General features: G+C 65.0%; 17 protein-coding genes. 13 read left to right on the plus strand and 4 right to left on the minus strand.

The features are described 5' to 3' along the window. Positions 1-17 precede the first annotated feature (17 nt). The 5 genes from KFF05_17725 (at position 18) to KFF05_17745 (ending at position 6,185) form a co-directional block, all read left to right on the plus strand. The gene (locus KFF05_17725) at positions 18-2,450 is read left to right on the plus strand and encodes a DNA translocase FtsK 4TM domain-containing protein (protein UTW51705.1); all 2,433 of its coding nucleotides are present in this window, start codon (positions 18-20) and stop codon (positions 2,448-2,450) included. Positions 2,451-2,501: 51 nt separating this feature from the next. After that, a complete protein-coding gene (locus KFF05_17730; GenBank protein ID UTW51706.1) occupies positions 2,502-3,161 on the plus strand; it encodes an outer membrane lipoprotein carrier protein LolA in 660 nt (219 codons plus the stop codon). Positions 3,162-3,609: 448 nt separating this feature from the next. After that, positions 3,610-4,434, plus strand: coding sequence for an exodeoxyribonuclease III (locus KFF05_17735; protein UTW51707.1), 825 nt, complete (start codon positions 3,610-3,612; stop codon positions 4,432-4,434). Between the two features lie 269 nt (positions 4,435-4,703). Beyond that, complete coding sequence (locus KFF05_17740; protein ID UTW51708.1) at positions 4,704-5,582, plus strand: HAMP domain-containing histidine kinase; 879 nt, start codon at positions 4,704-4,706, stop codon at positions 5,580-5,582. Between the two features lie 3 nt (positions 5,583-5,585). Then, positions 5,586-6,185 (plus strand): hypothetical protein, encoded by a 600-nt coding sequence (locus KFF05_17745; protein ID UTW51709.1) that lies wholly within the window; start codon positions 5,586-5,588, stop codon positions 6,183-6,185. Positions 6,186-6,203: 18 nt separating this feature from the next. Here the strand turns inward: KFF05_17745 and KFF05_17750 are convergent, their stop codons facing one another. Continuing rightward, on the minus strand, positions 6,204-6,893 hold the full coding sequence (locus KFF05_17750; GenBank protein UTW51710.1) for a response regulator transcription factor: 690 nt from the start codon (positions 6,891-6,893) through the stop codon (positions 6,204-6,206). 182 nt (positions 6,894-7,075) lie between these two features. Here KFF05_17750 and ribA point away from each other — a divergent pair, with 182 nt between their 5' ends. The 3 genes from ribA (at position 7,076) to KFF05_17765 (ending at position 10,577) form a co-directional block, all read left to right on the plus strand. Then, positions 7,076-8,266: a GTP cyclohydrolase II gene (gene ribA, locus KFF05_17755; protein UTW51711.1), complete on the plus strand. Its 1,191-nt coding sequence runs from the start codon at positions 7,076-7,078 to the stop codon at positions 8,264-8,266. Between the two features lie 386 nt (positions 8,267-8,652). Continuing rightward, a complete protein-coding gene (locus KFF05_17760; protein ID UTW51712.1) occupies positions 8,653-10,011 on the plus strand; it encodes a hypothetical protein in 1,359 nt (452 codons plus the stop codon). Positions 10,012-10,064: 53 nt separating this feature from the next. Then, positions 10,065-10,577 carry a L,D-transpeptidase family protein gene (locus KFF05_17765; GenBank protein ID UTW53779.1) on the plus strand — a complete coding sequence of 171 codons (513 nt, stop codon included), beginning with the start codon at positions 10,065-10,067 and terminating at the stop codon, positions 10,575-10,577. Between the two features lie 10 nt (positions 10,578-10,587). Here KFF05_17765 and KFF05_17770 read toward each other — a convergent pair whose 3' ends face one another. After that, positions 10,588-11,295: a YggS family pyridoxal phosphate-dependent enzyme gene (locus KFF05_17770; protein ID UTW51713.1), complete on the minus strand. Its 708-nt coding sequence runs from the start codon at positions 11,293-11,295 to the stop codon at positions 10,588-10,590. A 19-nt stretch (positions 11,296-11,314) separates the two neighbouring features. On the opposite strand from KFF05_17770, the gene KFF05_17775 reads away from it, so the two are divergent. The 5 genes from KFF05_17775 to KFF05_17795 all read left to right on the plus strand — a co-directional run bounded on the left by KFF05_17775 (position 11,315) and on the right by KFF05_17795 (position 16,889). Continuing rightward, entirely contained in the window at positions 11,315-12,007 is a 693-nt protein-coding gene (locus KFF05_17775) for a thiamine phosphate synthase (GenBank protein ID UTW51714.1), read from the plus strand. Between the two features lie 48 nt (positions 12,008-12,055). Beyond that, a complete protein-coding gene (locus KFF05_17780) occupies positions 12,056-12,595 on the plus strand; it encodes a DUF3576 domain-containing protein (GenBank protein UTW51715.1) in 540 nt (179 codons plus the stop codon). Positions 12,596-12,732: 137 nt separating this feature from the next. Beyond that, the gene (leuS, locus tag KFF05_17785) at positions 12,733-15,297 is read left to right on the plus strand and encodes a leucine--tRNA ligase (protein ID UTW51716.1); all 2,565 of its coding nucleotides are present in this window, start codon (positions 12,733-12,735) and stop codon (positions 15,295-15,297) included. Next, the gene (locus KFF05_17790) at positions 15,284-15,835 is read left to right on the plus strand and encodes a hypothetical protein (protein UTW51717.1); all 552 of its coding nucleotides are present in this window, start codon (positions 15,284-15,286) and stop codon (positions 15,833-15,835) included. The genes leuS and KFF05_17790 overlap by 14 nt, the downstream gene beginning before the upstream one ends. A 40-nt stretch (positions 15,836-15,875) precedes the next feature. Further along, positions 15,876-16,889 carry a DNA polymerase III subunit delta gene (locus KFF05_17795; protein UTW51718.1) on the plus strand — a complete coding sequence of 338 codons (1,014 nt, stop codon included), beginning with the start codon at positions 15,876-15,878 and terminating at the stop codon, positions 16,887-16,889. Positions 16,890-16,978: 89 nt separating this feature from the next. Here the strand turns inward: KFF05_17795 and KFF05_17800 are convergent, their stop codons facing one another. Together KFF05_17800 and KFF05_17805 are read right to left on the minus strand one after the other, a co-directional pair. Further along, positions 16,979-17,851: a ParB/RepB/Spo0J family partition protein gene (locus tag KFF05_17800; GenBank protein ID UTW51719.1), complete on the minus strand. Its 873-nt coding sequence runs from the start codon at positions 17,849-17,851 to the stop codon at positions 16,979-16,981. Continuing rightward, positions 17,848-18,684: a ParA family protein gene (locus KFF05_17805; protein UTW53780.1), complete on the minus strand. Its 837-nt coding sequence runs from the start codon at positions 18,682-18,684 to the stop codon at positions 17,848-17,850. The genes KFF05_17800 and KFF05_17805 overlap by 4 nt, the downstream gene beginning before the upstream one ends. Positions 18,685-18,729: the final 45 nt, after the last annotated feature.

Here is an 18,729-nt window from a genome sequence, read left to right on the forward strand (position 1 = left end):
TAACTTAGAAGCCGCTTATGGCAGCGTCACAACATACCTCCGGCTTGGTCAACCTGTTCCCGCAAGGGACCGGGGCGTTCGTGCGCCGCCGCCTGGCCGAGGTCACCGGCATGATCCTGATCGCCGCCGGTGCGGCCGCGGGTGTCGCGCTGTTCACCTTTCATGCGGGCGATCCGTCCCTGAACACGGCCACGGGGGCCGCGGTCCAGAATCTGCTGGGCCGCCCCGGCGCCGTTACCGCCGACCTGGGCTTGCAGGTCTTCGGCGTGGTTGCCGGGCTGCTGCCGCTGGTCGCCCTGGCTTGGGGCTGGACCCTGCTGCGTCAGCGCGCGCTTTCGGGCCTGGCCCTGCGCCTGCTGTTTCTTCTGATCGCCCTGGTCACCCTGACCCTGGCCATGGCGCCCCTCGACCGGCCAGACACCTGGCCGCTTGCCACGGGGTTGGGCGGGATCGTCGGCGGCCTGGCCTTCGACGGCTTGGCCCGGCTGCTGGTCCAGGTGCCCGTCGCCCTGCCCGGCGAATGGCTGGGCAGCGCCGCCGCCGTCATCGGCACCTTGTCCTTCATCTGCGCCCTGGGCTTTTCCCGGCGCGACTGGTTGACCGGGCTGCGCGCCCTGGCCGGCGCCGTTATCGGCACCTTCCTGGGGCTGCGTGCCGGCGTGCTTTGGACCACCGACACATTCCGCCGGGTGCGCAGCGCCGACCCCCTCGACCTGGACGGGCCGATCGCCGCCGACGTCCTGGATGACATTGATCCCATCGCGCCGGCCGAAATGCCCGCCCGGCGCGAACGCGCCTCGGTCGACAGCACCACCAAGGACAGCAAGAAGAGCCTGATCGCCCGCGCCCGCGACCGCAAGGCCGCGAAATCGAAGAAGGCGCTGATCGAACCGCCCGCCGCCAAGCCCAAGGAATCCAAGGCCGCCAACCGCCAGCGTTCCCTCGATCTCGGCGGCGACGGCACCTACCGGACGCCGACCCTGGACCTTTTGGGCGGACCCGACGTGATCCAGGGCCCGGCCCATGATCCGGACAAGCTGGCCCAGAACGCGCAGTATCTGGCCTCGGTCCTCGACGATTTCGGCGTCAAGGGCGAGATCGTCAAGGTCCGCCCCGGCCCCGTGGTCACCCTGTACGAGCTGGAGCCCGCCCCCGGCACCAAAACATCGCGCGTGGTCGGCCTGTCCGACGACATCGCGCGCTCCATGTCGGCGATCAGCGTGCGCATCGCCGTGGTTCCGGGGCGCAGCGTGATCGGCATCGAACTGCCCAACGCCGACCGGGAATCGGTTTACCTGCGCGAACTTCTCGCCTCGCAGACCTTCGAGAGGACCAAGGCCAAACTGCCGCTGACGCTTGGCAAGGACATCGGCGGTGGGCCGATCATCGCCGACCTTGCGACCATGCCGCACCTGTTGATCGCGGGCACCACCGGATCGGGCAAATCCGTCGGCATGAACGCCATGGTCCTGTCGCTGCTATACCGCCTGTCGCCCGAACAATGCCGCTTCATCATGATCGACCCCAAGATGCTGGAACTGTCGGTCTACGAAGGCATTCCGCACCTGTTGACCCCGGTCGTTACGGACCCGAAAAAAGCCGTCGTGGCCCTTAAATGGACCGTGCGCGAGATGGAAGAACGCTATCGCGCCATGTCGCAACTGGGTGTGCGCAACATCGAGGGCTATAATGCGCGGCTTCTGGAGGCCAAGAAAAAGGGAGAAGTGCTGTCGCGCCGGGTGCAGACCGGGTTCGACGCCGAAGGCCGGCCCGTGTTCGAGGACCAGGCGCTGGGCACCGACCCCCTGCCCTTCATCGTCGTCGTGGTCGACGAAATGGCCGACCTGATGCTGGTTGCCGGCAAGGACGTCGAGGCCTCGATCCAGCGCCTGGCGCAGATGGCGCGGGCCGCCGGCATCCACATCATGATGGCGACCCAGCGCCCGTCCGTCGATGTCATCACCGGCACCATCAAGGCCAACTTCCCGACCCGCATTTCCTTCCAGGTCACGTCGAAGATCGACAGCCGCACCATCCTGGGCGAACAGGGGGCTGAACAACTGCTTGGCCGTGGCGATATGCTGTACATGGCCGGCGGCGGGCGCATCACCCGCGTGCACGGACCCTTCGTGTCCGATGAAGAGGTCGAACAGGTCGTCAGCCACCTGAAATCCCAGGGCACGCCCGAATATATCGAGGACGTCACCCGTGACGATGAGAACAGCACCTTCGGCGACAGCGGCGGCGGGAATGATTCCGGCGACGCGCTGTACGATCAGGCCGTCGCCCTCGTGGCCCGCGAAGGCAAGGCGTCGACCAGCTTCGTGCAGCGCCATCTTCAGATCGGCTACAACCGCGCGGCCCGCCTGATCGAACGCATGGAGGAACAGGGCGTCGTCAGCCCCGCCGACCGCGTCGGCCGCCGCGAGGTTCTGGTCGGGAATCATTAAACCGTCGTCATGGCGCTTTACCCCGCCCGTCCCCCAGCCTACATAACCCCCATGATCATCCGTTTCACCCGTGCCGTTGCAGCGGCGGCGTTCGCCCTGGTTCTGTGTCTTGCCCCTGATTCCGCCGGGGCGGTCGAGGGCGATCCCCGCGAAATCACCCTGAACGCCAAGCAGCAAAGCCTGGTGCGCCGGATCGAGAGCTATCTCAACGGCATCACCACCCTGCAATCGACGTTCTTTCAACAGGCTTCGACCAACGAGTTCGCGGAAGGCCAGATCTTCCTGTCCCGGCCGGGCAAGATGCGGATCGAGTACAAGGCGCCCAATCCGATACTCATCGTCGCCACCGGCGAGTTTCTCAGTTACATCGACAAGGAACTGAAGAACGTCACCCATATCCCCGTCGAGGACACCCCGGCGGCCTTCCTGTTGAACGGAAACATCCGCTTCGATCCCAAACGCGTCGCCTTTTACGAAGCCGCGGAAGAAGACGGCGCCGTGTTCCTGACCGTGGGCGAGCGCGCCGACCCCTTCGCCGGGCGCCTGACGCTGATCTTCCGCACCAATCCGATGTCTTTGCGTAAATGGTCCGTGGTCGATACCCAGGGCACGATTACCGACATCGTGTTGACCGACCCTTTCTACGGCGGCCAGATCGACCCCAAGCTGTTCACCGTGCCCGAGTTCGAGCAGACCCGCAGCGGCGATTAGCAAGGGTCCGCGCCAGATATGCGCAAAATGCATATCTGATGGCAAAAAAATGCCCCTGGTACGCAGCGCCATTCCGTCCCATATGGAGTCATACAGCGCGGCCAATGATGCCGCGCCGTCGGGTGGCGCGCCCCCCTCGCCAGCCCGACAGCTCCCTAAGATGGAGTTGAAGCGCCCGGCCCCTCCCCCGCCGGGCGCTTCTCTTTTGCGCAGACCGATGAATGGGGAGGGGCCTTCTTTCATTTGCTAAAGTAAATCCCATGGGATTTGCGGCCCTCCCCCGCCGGGCGCTTCTCTTTTGGGCAGACCGATGAATGGGGAGGGGCCTTCTTTCATTTGCTAAAGCAAATCCCATGGGATTTGCGGCCCCTCCCCCGCCGGGCGCTTCTCTTTTGCGCATAAAGCCCGCGCCCCTTGCCCCTCCGTCTGATCCCCGCTACCAGGGGCCATGCCTTTCACCGTCGCCACCTGGAACGTGAATTCCGTGCGCAAGCGCCTGGACCAGGTCGCGCGCCTGGCCGCCGACACGGCGATCGATGTGCTGTGCCTGCAGGAAACCAAGGTCGTCAACGAGCTGTTTCCCGTGGACGCCATCACCGACATGGGCTTTCCCCATCAGGCCATCGCCGGCATGAAGGGCTATAACGGCGTCGCCATCCTGTCGCGCCGTCCCTTGAGCGACGTGCGCATCGAACCCTGGTTGGGCCGCGACGATTGCCGACATATCCATGCCAAGGTCGAAACCGGCGTCGGGCCGGTCGAGGTCCACAGCCTTTATGTCCCCGCCGGCGGCGACGATCCGGACCCGGAGGCCAACCCCAAATTCGCGCATAAGCTGGCGTTCCTCGACGCGCTCGCCCCTTTTCTTGCGGAGCGCGCGGCAGCCAGCCGGCCCGTGGTGCTGACCGGCGATTTCAACGTGGCACCCTTGGAAACGGACGTGTGGTCGCACGATCAGCTAAAACGGGTGATCACCCACACCCCCATTGAACGCGATAAACTGATGGGCATGTTGGAGGGCGGCGCGAAAAGCGTCGAGGGCTGGACCGACGCCCTGCGCCGTTTCGTGCCCGCGGACGAGAAGGTCTTCACCTGGTGGAGCTACCGTGCCGCCGATTGGCGCGCCGCCGACAAAGGCCGGCGCCTCGACCATATCTGGGTCAACGCGGCCCTGGCCCCGGCGCTCAGCTTCGCCGCCGTGCACGACACGGCCCGCGATTGGCCGGAACCATCGGACCATGCCCCCGTGCGCGTGGTGTTCGAGATCCCCTGAGAGGGCTCCGGATCAGCACGATCCTCACGAGACTATGGACAGAGGTGCCTGTCGTGCCTTTAATAATTCACGGATAAAAACCAACCCGCCACCGGGGGGCAGCGGGGACCAGCCATTGGATCGGGCAGCGTCGCCAGGGATTCAACGGCCAATATCTGGAGACGACGCTGCTGCCCCCCGTCCGCATAACAATCATCTACATCCTGTTCGGATCCTTATGGATCCTGTTTTCGGACGCCACCCTGCACGCCCTGGTCAACGACCCGGAGGTGGCAAGCCGACTGCAGACAGTGAAGGGCTGGTTCTATGTGCTGGTGACGGGGGCACTGGTGTTCTGGCTGACCCGCGTCCTGTCCGCATCGCTTGAGACGGAAAACCGAGAACGACGGCGGGCCGAGGCCGAATTACGGGAAGCCCTGGAAGGGGCGGAGCAGGCAAGCCGGGCGAAAACCGAGTTCCTGGCGACCATGAGCCACGAGTTCCGCACCCCGCTGAACGCCATTCTCGGGTTTTCCGATATCCTGCGGGCCCAGTATATGGGGCCGCTCGGGTCACCCAAGTACACGGAATACGTCAACGACATCTATCAAAGCGGCGCCATCATGCTGGCCCTCGTCAACGACATCCTGGACATCGCCGAGATCGAGGCCGGTAAACGGCCGATTCACCGCATCGAGATCGCCCTGAAGCCGTTGGCCGACATTTGCCTGAAATCCTTCCAGCCGCAGGCGGAAGAGAAAGCCATCACGCTCACCCTCGACATTACCGACGACGCCTTGCGTCTTTATGCCGACCAAATCTGCGCCATTCAGATCATCTCCAATCTGGTGGCCAACGCCATCAAGTACACGGCCAAGGGCGGGACGGTCTCTCTCTTCGCGGCACCGGCACCTGACGGCGGCACGACCTTCACCGTGCGCGACAACGGCATCGGCATTCCTCCGGATAAGCTACCGACAATCGCCGAACCCTTTTCCCAAGTGGTCGCCAATCCCCATCACGCCCGTGACGGCAAGGGGCTGGGCCTGGGCATCGTCAAGTCCCTGGTCGATGCGCATGGCGGTGAACTCGACATCGACAGCGCCGTCGATATCGGCACAACTGTGACGGTGCACTTCCCGCCGCCCTTGGAGTCACTGAAAAACTAGTCCTTGGTCGATTTCCCAATCTCTGGAATGATCGTCAGTGGTGGGGGCCTGTTGACCGGCGAAGGTAGAAACATGGCCCAGGACTTTACAAGTCGCGAAGTGTCGATCCGTGATGTGCTGGAAACCGGCTGCGGCCTGATTTACCGCTACTGGGATGGCCGACGCGGCGGCCGCTTCGCCCCGACCTGGGGTGATTTCCGCCTCATCGACCTGGCCGGCCATATCATTCCCTACATACGCGTCGCCGACGTCATCGACGGCGGCCGCGACTTCAAGTATCGGTTCTGGGGAACGGGCTTGGGCGCCGTGCGCGCCCTCGACCGCACGGGCGTGCACCTATCCGAGGTCGACAGCCCCCGCACGAAGACGGCGCTTGCCGAATTCCGGCGCATCGTTTCGGAAAAAGCCTGCCTTGCCTTCGTTTATCAGGCCCAAGGCGGCATAATAGACCGGCGCAGCCTGCACGCGCCCAGCATCCGCCTGCCCCTGTCGTCCGACGGCCAGGCCGTGGACAAGATCGTCTGCTATACGGATTTCGATATCGATGCCCACGCGTGGCGCCGCTTCTTCGAGAAAAGCGCCGAGAGCCCCCGCGATCGATAAATTGTTGTTTTGTTACGATTACGGAACAAGACGATAGCCGCCTGGTTCGGTGACCAACAGGCGGGCGTTCGACGGATCGCTTTCGATCTTCTGGCGCAGGCGATAAACGTGGGTTTCCAGGGTGTGGGTCGTAACCCCGGCGTTATAGCCCCAGACCTCGCCCAGCAGGATATCGCGGCCCACAACCTTGTCACCGGCCCGGTAGAGATACTTCAGGATCGCCGTTTCCTTATCGGTCAGGCGCACTTTCTTATCCGTGGCCGTTTCCACCAGCATTTTGTTCGCGGGTTGGAACGAATATTGCCCGATGGCGAACACGGCGTCGTCCGACCGTTCGTGCTGGCGGATATGGGCGCGCAGACGGGCCAGCAGGACACCCAACCGGAACGGCTTGGTAACATAATCGTTGGCGCCGGCGTCCAGGCCCAGAATGGTGTCGGCATCCGTGTCGGCACCCGTCAACATGATGATCGGCGAGGTTACGCCGTTGCGCCGCATCAGGCGGCAGACCTCACGGCCATCCATGTCAGGCAGCCCAACGTCCAGAATGATGACGTCAAAGCGGTCTTCCTTGGCCGTTTTCAGGGCCTCGGCCCCGCTGGTGCAGGTCACGCTTTTGAATTCCTCATGAAGCTGCAGCTGTTCGCACAGCGTTTCCAGGAATTCAGCGTCGTCATCGACGATCAGAATTTGCTTGCCGTTGGTCATGGCGATAATCGATCCCCCCTTTGAATTCGGGAATTTCCGGCGATTTTCCTTGCCCGCGTCATCCGGTCAATGACAAGGAACGGAAAATTCACCATATTGGGTCCACAATATTGTGCGCCTGAGTGCCCGGCAACCGCGGCGTAATTATGGCACGAACTCATGTAACGACGGCCGCTTAAGACATGACCGAGCGAAATTCACCCCCCGCGCCTTCGCGCACCCTGGACCTGGACCGCCGCGACGCACCTGCGACGCGGGAGCCGCGCGCCCAGAAAGCGGTCGACCGGGCCGCCGGCGAACTGCGCCGCGGCCGCCCCGTGGTCACCGGCGACGGCGACGGACGCCGGCTGGTGCTGCTGGGCGCGGAACATGTGGATGCCCGCCGCCTTGCCGACATGAAGGCCCTGATCGGCGCCGAGCCCGAGCTGGCGGTGACCGCCAGGCGTGCCGCCGTGCTGGGCCTGCCGGCGCCGCCAAGCAACGTCGTCGTGCTGTCCCGCGCGGGCGGCCTGGACCCGGACTTGGTGACGCGGCTGGCCGACCCCTTGTTCGACGGCGGCACGGGCGGCCCCCTGCCCGATCTCGCCCCCCGCGCGGCGGAACGTTTCGATGCCTGGTCGGCGGCGGTCACCCTGACCAAAATCGCGCGGCTGTTGCCGGCGGCCCTGACCGGGGTCATCTCATTCGACGGCGACCTGGAAAACTGGGCCAAGCGCCACGACCTGATGTTCGTCGACGCCGGCGACGTGTTCCGCCAACGCCTGGACGAAGCCCGCACGTTGACCGAGGTCGGCGCCGCGCGTATCCCCCTTGCCGTCGCCCAGGAACCGGGCGTCGAGGCCAAGGTCCATGCCTTCCGCCCCGCCGACGGGGCGCTGGAGCACCTGGCCATCGTCATCGGCGACCCCAAACCGGGGATGCCCGTGCTGACCCGGGTGCATTCCGAATGCTTCACCGGCGACCTGCTGGGCAGTCTGCGTTGCGATTGCGGCGACCAGCTGAAGGGCGCCATCGCCGAGATCGCCGCCGCCGGCAGCGGTATTCTGTTGTATCTGGCGCAGGAAGGCCGCGGCATCGGTCTCGTCAACAAACTGCGCGCTTACGAGCTGCAGGACCGCGGGTTCGACACCATTGACGCCAACGAGCAGCTCGGTTTCGACGCGGACGAGCGGGTGTATCTGCCGGCGGCGCAGATGTTGCGCCTGCTGGGCTTCGGCGCGGTGCGGCTGTTGACCAACAACCCGGAAAAGGTCGCGGCCCTGGAACGCGGCGGCATCACCGTCGCCGAGCGTGTCCCCCACGCCTTTCCGTCCAATGAACACAACGAAAGCTACCTGCGCACCAAGGCCAGCCGCGCCGGGCATTTGTTTTAAGCCCCCCGTTGCGCCAGGCGCAGCTGCGCCTGTGCTCAGATGGTCCTGTGCTCAAATGGGCCCGTGCTCAGATGGGAACGGCTAACGGCGTTTGTTTTCATGTCCCCGCTGCGCCAGGCGCAGATGCGCCTGTGCTCACATAGGAACGGCTCAAGGCTGCTGTTCTGATCTCTCCCACGCCACCACCCGCCATTAACCATTGAATACCAGGAATGCCGGAGTCCGCCGCCGCCCGGCAGCATTTGCCGCCCCGGGCATTTTGTACCCAGAGCAGACGAGTCAAAATCGTTTAAAATCAACGGCTTGATTCTGGCCCGAGTCTTGCGACACCCGTTCCATAAAATTAACGCCCGAAAACAGGGCGCGAAGAGAACGGGAAAAAATCGATGACACTGCCCTCCGAAGGGATCAATCCCTGGCGCGTGGCCCCTGCCCCTGGCGGGACCGGCGCCCTTCCAGCCAAACACACCCCCGCCAAATTGCCGGACCTCAAGCTTGGCAATGGCGATGCCCTCGACACGCCGGACACGACCGCGAACGCCGGCGCAACCGGCGGCAAGGAATTCAAGGCATTCGGCGACGACGGGCTCACGTTCTGGGACCTGGTCGACGTGGTCAATCCGCTGCAGCACATCCCCGTGGTTTCCACCCTCTACCGCGACCTGACCGACGATACCCTGGACCCGGCCCCGCGGATCATGGGGGGCACCCTGTTCATGGGCCCGATCGGCTTGGTCGCCTCGGCCGCCAACGTGATGATCGAGCACAACACGGGCAAGGACATGGGCGGCCACGTGCTGGCCTATTTCCGCGATGACGCACAGCCGCTGTCAACCACCACCGCTGCGGCATCTCCGGCGGCCGCGGGCACGGACGGCGCCGACCCGGTCACCCAATGGGCCGCCGAGCAAACGGCATTCTACCAAAGCGGCGCGGATGCCGCCGACCCGGTCAGCCGTTGGGCCGCCAACCAGCAGGCCTTCTACCAGGGGCGGGACGGCAAGAATGCTGCCACGACCGCGACGGCCTCTGCTGATCCGGTCGGCCAATGGGCCGCCGAACAGCATGCTTTCTATCGGAATGCCGCGACGGCGGGCGACACCCAGATGGCCGCCGCAACCCCGGAAGCCGCACCCGTGGCCGCCGGTACGGACGGCGTCGACGTCACTGCCTGGGCCGCCCAACAAACCGCTTATTACAAAGGCAACACAGACCCCACCCCAGACACAGCCGGCACCGATGGCCGGGACGTGAGCGCCTGGGCGGCGCAGCAGGTCGCCTATTATCAGGGCGGCGAAGCCCAGCCCGTAACCGGGGCCGATCCCGTCGCCGCCTGGGCCCAACGGCAGACCGCCTATTACCGTGCCGGTGCGGAAACGGGCCCCGCCCGACCGGCCACGCCACGGACACAGGCCATCCAGACCGCGCAGGAAGCACCCGGCGAGATTAATCGTGCAGGTATCAACGGCGACGTTTCGACTTGGGCCCGCGACCAACTGGCCTGGGTCATGGGCGACCGCGCCAAGGAAGTCGCCGCCCTGCCCGGGGCCCAGCCGCGTGACCGCGCCGACCCGCGCCACGAGGACAACCGGCGCGACGATCAGGATGCGTCCGGCGCCATTGCCGAGGGCGGTGGCTGGTTCCGTGACAACATGGTCGACGGCTGGACCCGCTATCAGGCCGCCCAGCGCCTGGCCGAACCCGGTTTTCGCCCGGATCTGACCGTGGCGGCGGGCAATCGTTGATCGCCGCCGGCGCGGAATGATCTCGTTCCGCGAAAAGGGCTAAACTGATGGCCATGGACATTCTGGTTGAACCGACGGATGACCACACCCGCGGGCGACTGACCTGGGGCCGCACTCAGGTTCCCTGCGCGCTTGGCCGCGCGGGCATCGCCCCCGTCAAAAAGGAAGGCGACGGCGCGACACCGGTGGGCCGGTTCGCCCTGCGCCGCCTGTTCTACCGCGCCGACCGGCGGACCCGGCCGGAAACGACCCTACCGACAACCCCCATCACCCCCAACCTGGGCTGGTGCGACGACCCCATAAGCCCCGCCTACAACCGGCTGGTCCGCCTGCCCTGCCCGTGGCGCCACGAGAAACTGGCCCGCACGGACGGTGTCTATGATCTGGTCGTCGTCCTGGGCCATAACGACGCGCCGCCGCAACCGGGCGCCGGCAGCGCCATCTTTCTGCATCTGGCAACACCTGACTTCGCACCGACCGAGGGCTGCGTCGCCCTGGCCGAGGCGGACCTGGTCGCCCTGTTGCGGGCCGCTTCACCCGACGACGTGATAACCGTCAGGGGTTGAGCGGCCACCCTTAGGCAGGTTTTGGACGGGTTCCGAAAATGGCCGAGCCGACGCGCACATGGGTCGCCCCGAAGGCAACCGCAATCTCGTAATCGGCGCTCATTCCCATGCTCAGTTGGGCGAGGCCGTTGCGCTTGGCGATTTCCGCCAACAGTTGGAAATGCAGGGACGGCTCCTCGTCCACGGGCGGGATGCACATCAAGCCCGTGACCGGCAGGGCAAAATCGTCGCGGCATTGAGCGATGAAGGCGTCGGCATCTTGCGGCAAGACACCCGCCTTCTGGTCCTCAGCCCCCGTGTTGACCTGGATGAAGCAGTCGGGACGGCGGCCCGTTTCCGCCATGACGTTGGCAAGCGCACGGGCCAGCTTCGGGCGATCGACGGTTTCGATGACATCGAAGACGTCAACGGCCTTGCGCACCTTGTTCGATTGCAAAGGGCCGATCAGGTGCAGGCGGAGATCGGGAAAGCGGTCGCGCAGGGCGGGCCATTTTTCTTCCGCTTCCTGCACCCGGTTTTCCCCGAAAGCGCGCTGGCCGGCGTTCAGCGCGGGTAACATATGGTTGGCGGGAAAAGTCTTGCCGACGGCGACCAGGGTAACGGCGGCGGGGTCACGGCCGGCGGCCCGGGCGGCCTCGGCAACCTTGGCCTGGACCTCGGCAAGGTTTGCGGCAATATCGGGGGCCGCGCTATGAGGGGCGGTGTTGGATGGAATCATCGGTGGATCGGGACCAGGAATGAGGAAACGAGGGGCCGCAACCCTAACATGGGGCGGGCGCGGGAAAAAGACGCGCCGACGCGGCCTGCCGCTGTTTGCTTTCATGACCGATGCCGAGCGCACGCCCGATCCGGCCCGCGCGCTTCGCCAACTGACACCGGGCACGGTTGTGATCTTTCGCCATTACGAGGCACCTGATCGGGCCGCGTTGGGCCGCCGCTTGGCAACCCTGGCCCGTCGCTTGGGCCTGATCTTCGTGGTCGCCGCCGACCGGCGGCTGGCCCATCGCCTGCGCGCCGACGGCCTGCACCTGCCGGACGGCATGGTACGGCGGCGCGGCCGGTTCGCGCCGCATGGCGACCGCTGGCCCATTTCCGCCGCCGCCCATGACGGGCCCGGCCTCAGGCGGGCGGTGCGGGCCGGCGTCGACCTGGTCCTGCTGTCGCCCGTGTTTCCCACGGCCAGCCATCCTGGGCGCCCGACCCTGGGCGTGCGGCGGTTGGCCGCATTGTGCCATGGCGTCAGCGTACCGGTGTTGGCGCTTGGCGGAGTTACACCGGCGACCCTCAGCCGGGTGCGGGACGCCGGGGCCGCGGGGGTTGCGGGAATCGGCGCCCTGCCCCATCTTTGCCGCGATCCCTTCGGCCTGCGGGCGGCAAGCCTGCGCAGCACGCGGTCACGGCGCTTGGCGCATGGCCGCGATATGGTTTAAGAAGGGGCGTCATTCACCGGCGACGGCGGAAAAAAGGAAGCGGCAGCAATGAGTCTTGGCAGCGGAAAACGGATACTGACGCTGATGGGCACGGTGGTCCTGGTTGCCGGCATGGCGGCCTGCGCCGATTTTTCCCCCGCCGACATCGAAGCCACGACCCACGACCAAACCGATGACGGAACCAAGCGGGACACCATCTGGGGTGCGGGCGGTGTCAGCCTGTGGGGCGACGGGGACAATAACGACAGCGGCGGCGGTGCCCTTGGCGTCAACAGCTTCCTATGGCGCGCAACCTTGGACACGATCGCCTTCATGCCCGTGTCCACGGCGGACCCGTTCGGCGGCGTGATCCTGACCGATTGGCATTCGACTGAAGAAGCCCCCAACGAGCGCTTCAAATTGAACGTCTACATCCTGGGCCGTACGTTGCGCGCCGACGGGATCCGGGTCGCCGTGTTCAGCCAGACCAAGGACCAGGGCGGCCAGTGGCGCGATACGGCGGTGCCGGAACAGACCGGCACCAAGATCGAGGACGCGATCCTGACACGCGCCCGCCAGCTCCGCCGGCAGACGATCAGTACCAAGTAGGCGGCCCGGCGCAACAGAGCGGAGCCCCATAGACCTCTTCGCCCTGCCGGAACCTTCCCGGCTTCGGCATTCCATCCACCCTCGCGCGGGCGCTTCGCCCGGCGACATCTTTCCGCCCAAACCTTCTGGGGACTTGAATGGCGCGCTACAACGTCAAGGAAAACGAACAGAAATGGCAGGCCGCCTGGGACGACAAAGGTTGTTTCCAGGTCCGTGAGGACAATGATCGGCCGAAGTACTACGTGCTCGAGATGTTTCCCTATCCGTCGGGGCGCATCCACATGGGCCACGTCCGCAACTACACCCTGGGCGACGTCGTCGCGCGCTATAAGAAAGCCCGTGGCTTTAACGTCTTGCACCCCATGGGCTGGGACGCCTTCGGCCTGCCGGCGGAAAATGCCGCGATCGAGAACAAGGTGCCGCCGGCCCAATGGACCCGCGAAAACATCGCGACCATGCGCCGCCAATTGAAAACCATGGGCCTGTCCTATGACTGGGACCGGGAACTGGCAACGTGTGAGCCTGACTACTATCGCCACGAACAGAAGATGTTTCTCGACTTCCTGGCCGGCGGCCTGGTCTACCGCAAGGAATCCTGGGTCAATTGGGACCCCGTGGAAAACACGGTACTGGCCAACGAACAGGTCATCGACGGCCGCGGCTGGCGGTCCGGCGCCCTGGTCGAAAAACGACAACTGAGTCAGTGGTTCCTCAAGATCACCGATTATGCGGAAGAGCTTCTCAAGGGGCTCGAAACCTTGGACCGCTGGCCGGACCGGGTCCGCCTGATGCAGGAAAACTGGATCGGCCGGTCCGAAGGCGCGCATGTGCGGTTTGGGTTCGACGGCCGCGACGGCCAACTCGACATCTACACCACCCGCCCCGACACCCTGTTTGGCGCGTCGTTCTGCGCCGTCGCCGCCAATCATCCCCTGGCCCAGGAACTGGCCCAGGGAAACCCGGACTTGGCCGCCTTCATCGCCGAATGCAACCGCCTGGGCACCAGCGAGGCGGCCATCGAAACGGCCGAGAAAATGGGCTTCGACACGGGCGTGAAGGTCCTGCACCCGTTCATCGAAGGCCATACCCTGCCCGTCTATGTCGCCAATTTCGTGCTCATGGATTACGGCACGGGGGCGATCTTCGGTTGCCCCGCCCACGATCAGCGCGATTTGGACTTCGCCCGCAAGTACGGCCTGCCGGTGCTGCCGGTTGTCGCACCCAAGGGCACGGATACGGCGGCCTTTACGGTCGGCGACGAAGCCTTCACGGACGACGGCCTGCTGATCAATTCCGATTTCCTCGACGGCCTTACGGTGCCCGACGCCAAATCCAAGATCATCGACCGTCTGGAAGACATGGGCATCGGCACACGGGCCGTGAACTATCGGCTGCGGGACTGGGGCGTGTCGCGCCAGCGTTATTGGGGCTGCCCGATCCCGATCATCCATTGTGGCGACTGCGGTATCGTGCCGGTGCCGGAGGCGGACCTTCCCGTCGAATTGCCCGCCGACGTGGACTTCTCCGGAACCGGAAACCCCCTGGCCCGCCATCCCAGCTGGAAGCACGTGGCCTGCCCGACCTGTGGCAAGCCGGCGGAGCGCGAGACCGACACCTTCGATACCTTCTTCGAATCCTCCTGGTACTTCGCCCGGTTCTGTAACCCGGCCTCTGACGCCCCGCTTGATCGTGCCGCCGTCGATTACTGGCTGCCCGTGGATCAATACATCGGCGGCATCGAACATGCGGTACTGCACTTGTTGTACAGTCGCTTCTTCACCCGGGCATTGAAGAAATGTGGCTATCTGTCTGTGGGGGAACCCTTTGCCGGGCTTCTGACCCAAGGCATGGTGTGCCATCAAACCTTCAAGGATGCGGCCGGGAAGTGGCTGCTGCCGTCTCAGGTGGTGTTTGACGGCGACGCCACCAAACATGCCGAAACGGGCCAGCCGGTGACCCTCGGGCGGTCCGAAAAGATGAGCAAGTCCAAGAAGAACGTGGTCGATCCCGAAGCCATCATCGGCGCTTACGGGGCGGACACGGCGCGGCTGTTCATGCTGTCCGACAGCCCGCCCGACCGCGACCTGGAATGGACCGACGCCGGTGTCGACGGGGCTTGGCGTTACCTCAACCGGCTGTGGCGCCTGGTCACCGAGAACCCAGCCCCCCTGGCCACCGCCGATGCCGCGCAGCCCGAAACGATGGATGCGACCGCGGAAGAGGTCCTTAAGGCCACGCATAAGACCATCGACGGTGTTTCCACGGATCTGGAGAAGTTCCACTTCAACAAGGCCGTGGCCCGCATCCGCGAACTGACCAATGCCGTCGAAGGCCTGAAAGACACCGCACCGGATGCAAACTGGGTGCGCCGTTTCGCGCTTGAAACCCTGAGTCTTCTCATTGCCCCCATGACACCGCACCTCGCCGAGGCTCTATGGCTTGAGCTGGGCCACGAGGATACGCTGGTTGCCGACACGGCTTGGCCCGTGGCCGACCCCGCCTATCTTGTCGACGACCTGGTGACCATCGCGGTCCAAGTCAACGGCAAGCTGCGCGGCACCATCGAGCTGCCCAAGGATTGCGCCAAGGATGCCGCGGAGGATGCGGCCCTGGCCCTGGATAAGGTACAATCCGTGTTGGAAGGCAAACCGCCCCGAAAGGTCATCGTCGTGCCGAACAGGATCGTCAATGTGGTCGCGTAGAAACCTGCTTACCGGCATCGCTGGTGCCTTGGCCACCGGAGCCCTCGGCGGCTGCGGCTTCCGGCCGCTTTACGGCCGGTCTGGGGTCGGCGCCGATCTAAGCGACACTCTGTCCCAAGTTGAAATCGGGCCGGTCCGCAACACCACCACGGACGGTCGTGATCTTGCCCGCCTCGGCCAGCAACTGCACAATGCCCTGCTGGATGGACTTTCCCCTCGGGGACCGCGCGGCGAACAGATCTATCGCCTGGACGTTACGCTGAACGAAGGCATTGCCTCCCTGGCCGTACAAAAAAGCGCCGACGCCACCCGTGCCGATTTGTCTCTGACCAGTACATTTACCCTGCTGGATCTGCGTACCGGACAGCATCTATACACGGGCAACAGCCGGGCCGTTTCCAGCTTCAACATCCTCAATTCCGAGTTTGCCACCCTGATGGCTGAAAAAGGCGCCCGCGACCGGGCCATCCGCCAATTGGGCGACGACATCCGCCTCAAGGTCGCGATCTTCCTGAAAACCAACCCCGACAAGCGGTGATCCCGGCCCCGGCACGATCGCGGACACCCAAGGTCTCGTCATGAAACTCTCCGGCCGCCAGATCGACAGCTTCCTCGACGATCCCGGGAATGCGGTCGCCGCGGTGTTGATCTATGGTCCCGACCAAGGACTGGTCCGCGAACGCGCCGACCGTATCATGCGCGCCGTCGCCGGATCGACCGACGACCCCTTTCGCACTGCCACCGTCAACGAACAAGACGTAGCCGATGACGCCGAACGGCTGGCCGCCGAACGATCCGCCATGGCCTTCGGCGGCGGTCGGCGCGCGGTCCGCGCCGATGGCGGCGACCGGCTGGCGCCGGCAGTCGAACGCGCCCTCGCGGCCGAAGGCGATGGGCTGGTGATCATCGTTGCCGGCGACCTCACTCCCCGGGCAAAGCTGCGCAAGATCTGTGAAACGGCCCCGAACGCCGCCGCCATCCCCTGCTACGCCGATGACGCCCGCGCCATGGAACAGGTCATCCGCGATACCCTGTCCTCCGCCGGCCTGACCATCGGGCGGGAAGCTCAGGCCCATCTTGCCGCCAATCTGGGGAACGACCGGCTGATTTCCCGACGGGAGCTGGAAAAGCTGGTGCTCTACATGCAAGGCGCCGGACCGGAAGTGACCTTGGCCGACGCCCAGGCCTGCGTCGGGGACAATGCCGGGCGCGGCACTGAAGCGGTAACCCGGGCCTTGGCCAGTGGCGACGTTGCGGGTTTGCTTAGTGCCTATGCCAGCGCCCGTGACCTGGGGGAAACCGCTGTCGGTATGCTGCGCGCGGCCCAGCGCATGTTTCAGCGCCTGCACCTTGCGGCCGGGGACGTGGCACGCGGCACCCGCCCCGAACAGGCTGTCGACAACCTGCGTCCACCGGTTTTCTTCAAGGAAAAGCCATTATTTATAAATGCATTACGTTCGTGGGCGCCAGGCCGACTGGGCACCGCGCTGGATGTCCTGACCGAGGCTGAACGGGCCTGCAAAAGCGGGCTGGGCCCCGATGAGGTGATCTGTGAGCGGGCCTTCATCCGTCTGGCCCGCCTCACCCGCTAGGCCGAAACCTTCGAGCGAATCGCCGGGTTTATCCCCAGCTGATATTTAGCTTCATCAAGCTGACCCAAAATCGGGCCTCTGCCCGGTCCCTATTCGCCTGCGGCTTGGCCGCTTAGACGCTGCAACAGCCCGTCGAGCTGATCGAGGGATTTGTAATAGACGGTGACCGAACCCTCCCGACCCTTGGGCGCGATCGCAACACGCAAGCCGAGCAGATCGGACAAATCCGTTTCCAAGGCGCGGGTATCTGCGTCCTTTTCCTTGGGCCCCCGCCGCGCACCACTGCTTTTCGCCGTCGCCGCCCGCTGCACGAGCTGTTCCGTCTGGCGGACGCTAAGGCCCTGCTCAACGACCTGGCGGGCCAAAACTTCGGGTGCCGTCGCCGACAGCAGGGCCCGGGCATGTCCGGCGCTCAGGTCACCCTTGTCGACCATGGCCTTGACCGCGTCGGGCAGGCCCAGCAGGCGCAGCATGTTCGCGACATGAGGGCGGCTTTTGCCGACGGCCTTGGCCAGGGCATCCTGGGTATGGCCGAATTCGTCCATCAGGCGTTGCAGGCCGACGGCCTCTTCCAGAGGCGACAGATCCTCGCGCTGCAGGTTTTCGACCAGAGCAACCTCGAGGGTTTCCTTGTTCGACAGCACTTTGATCAGGACCGGCACCTCGTGGAGCTGCGCCAATTGCGCGGCCCGCCAACGCCGTTCCCCGGCGATGATCTCATAATCGCCCGGGCGGTCGGGATGTTCGCGCACCAGGATCGGCTGCAACACGCCAAGCTCGCGGATCGACTGAGCAAGGTCCTGCAATTCTTCTTGGTCCATGGTGCGCCGCGGCTGGTAGCGCCCAGGATGAAGCTTTTCGATGGCGATCTGCTGCGCCCCGGCGGCTGGCGCCGGCGACTTGTCCTCACCCAGAAGGGCAGACAGGCCGCGCCCCAGGTTTCTGCGTTTTTCCGCCATCATGATGCCCCCATCGGCTGGCCGCCGCCCTGGCGCGCCAGGGCCTGGCGATGTTGCGTCTGGCGTTCGCGGCTGATGACCTCGCTGGCCAGGTTGAGATAGGCCCGCGACCCAGCGCAGGCAGTGTCATAGATCAGCACCGGGCGGCCGTGGGACGGGGCCTCGGAAATCCGCACGTTGCGGGGGATGACGGTCTCATAGACCTTGTCACCGAAATGGTCTCGAACATCCGTTTCGACCATACCCGACAGGTTGTTGCGTTGATCGAACATGGTCAGGACGATGCCCTGGATTTCCAGATCCGCATTGAAGGCGGCGCGCACGCGCTCGATGGTCTGCATCAACTGGCTGACACCCTCCAGCGCAAAGAATTCGCACTGCAGCGGCACCAGGACCGCCTGCGCGGCGACCAGGGAATTGACGGTCAGCAGGCCGAGCGCCGGCGGACAGTCGATCAACACGAAATCATAGGCCGGACCGGCGGCGGACACGGCCGCCTCCAGGCTCTGCTTCAGGAAATACTCGCGACCGTCCTCGTCGACCAATTCGACCTCAATCCCCGACAGGTCGATGCCCGAGGGCACGATGTCGAGATTGGGAATTTCCGTCGCCAAGGTCGCCGCCGCCAGGGGTTCCGCATGAATCAGCAGGTGATAGGAATTCACCGTCCGCTGCGCCCGGGCGATGCCCAGGCCCGTCGAGGCGTTGCCCTGAGGGTCAAGGTCGATGATCAGGACCCGATTGCCGACGGCGGCCAGCGCCGTACCCAGATTGATGGCGGTCGTCGTCTTACCGACCCCGCCCTTCTGATTGGCAACCGCGATAATGCGCGGCAAGGCCGGGATATCCGGCACCGCGGGGCCGTTCAGGCCGTCGTAAAG

The sequence above is a fragment of the bacterium SCSIO 12827 genome (genome assembly GCA_024397995.1).
GTDB lineage: Bacteria > Pseudomonadota > Alphaproteobacteria > Rhodospirillales > Casp-alpha2 > UBA1479.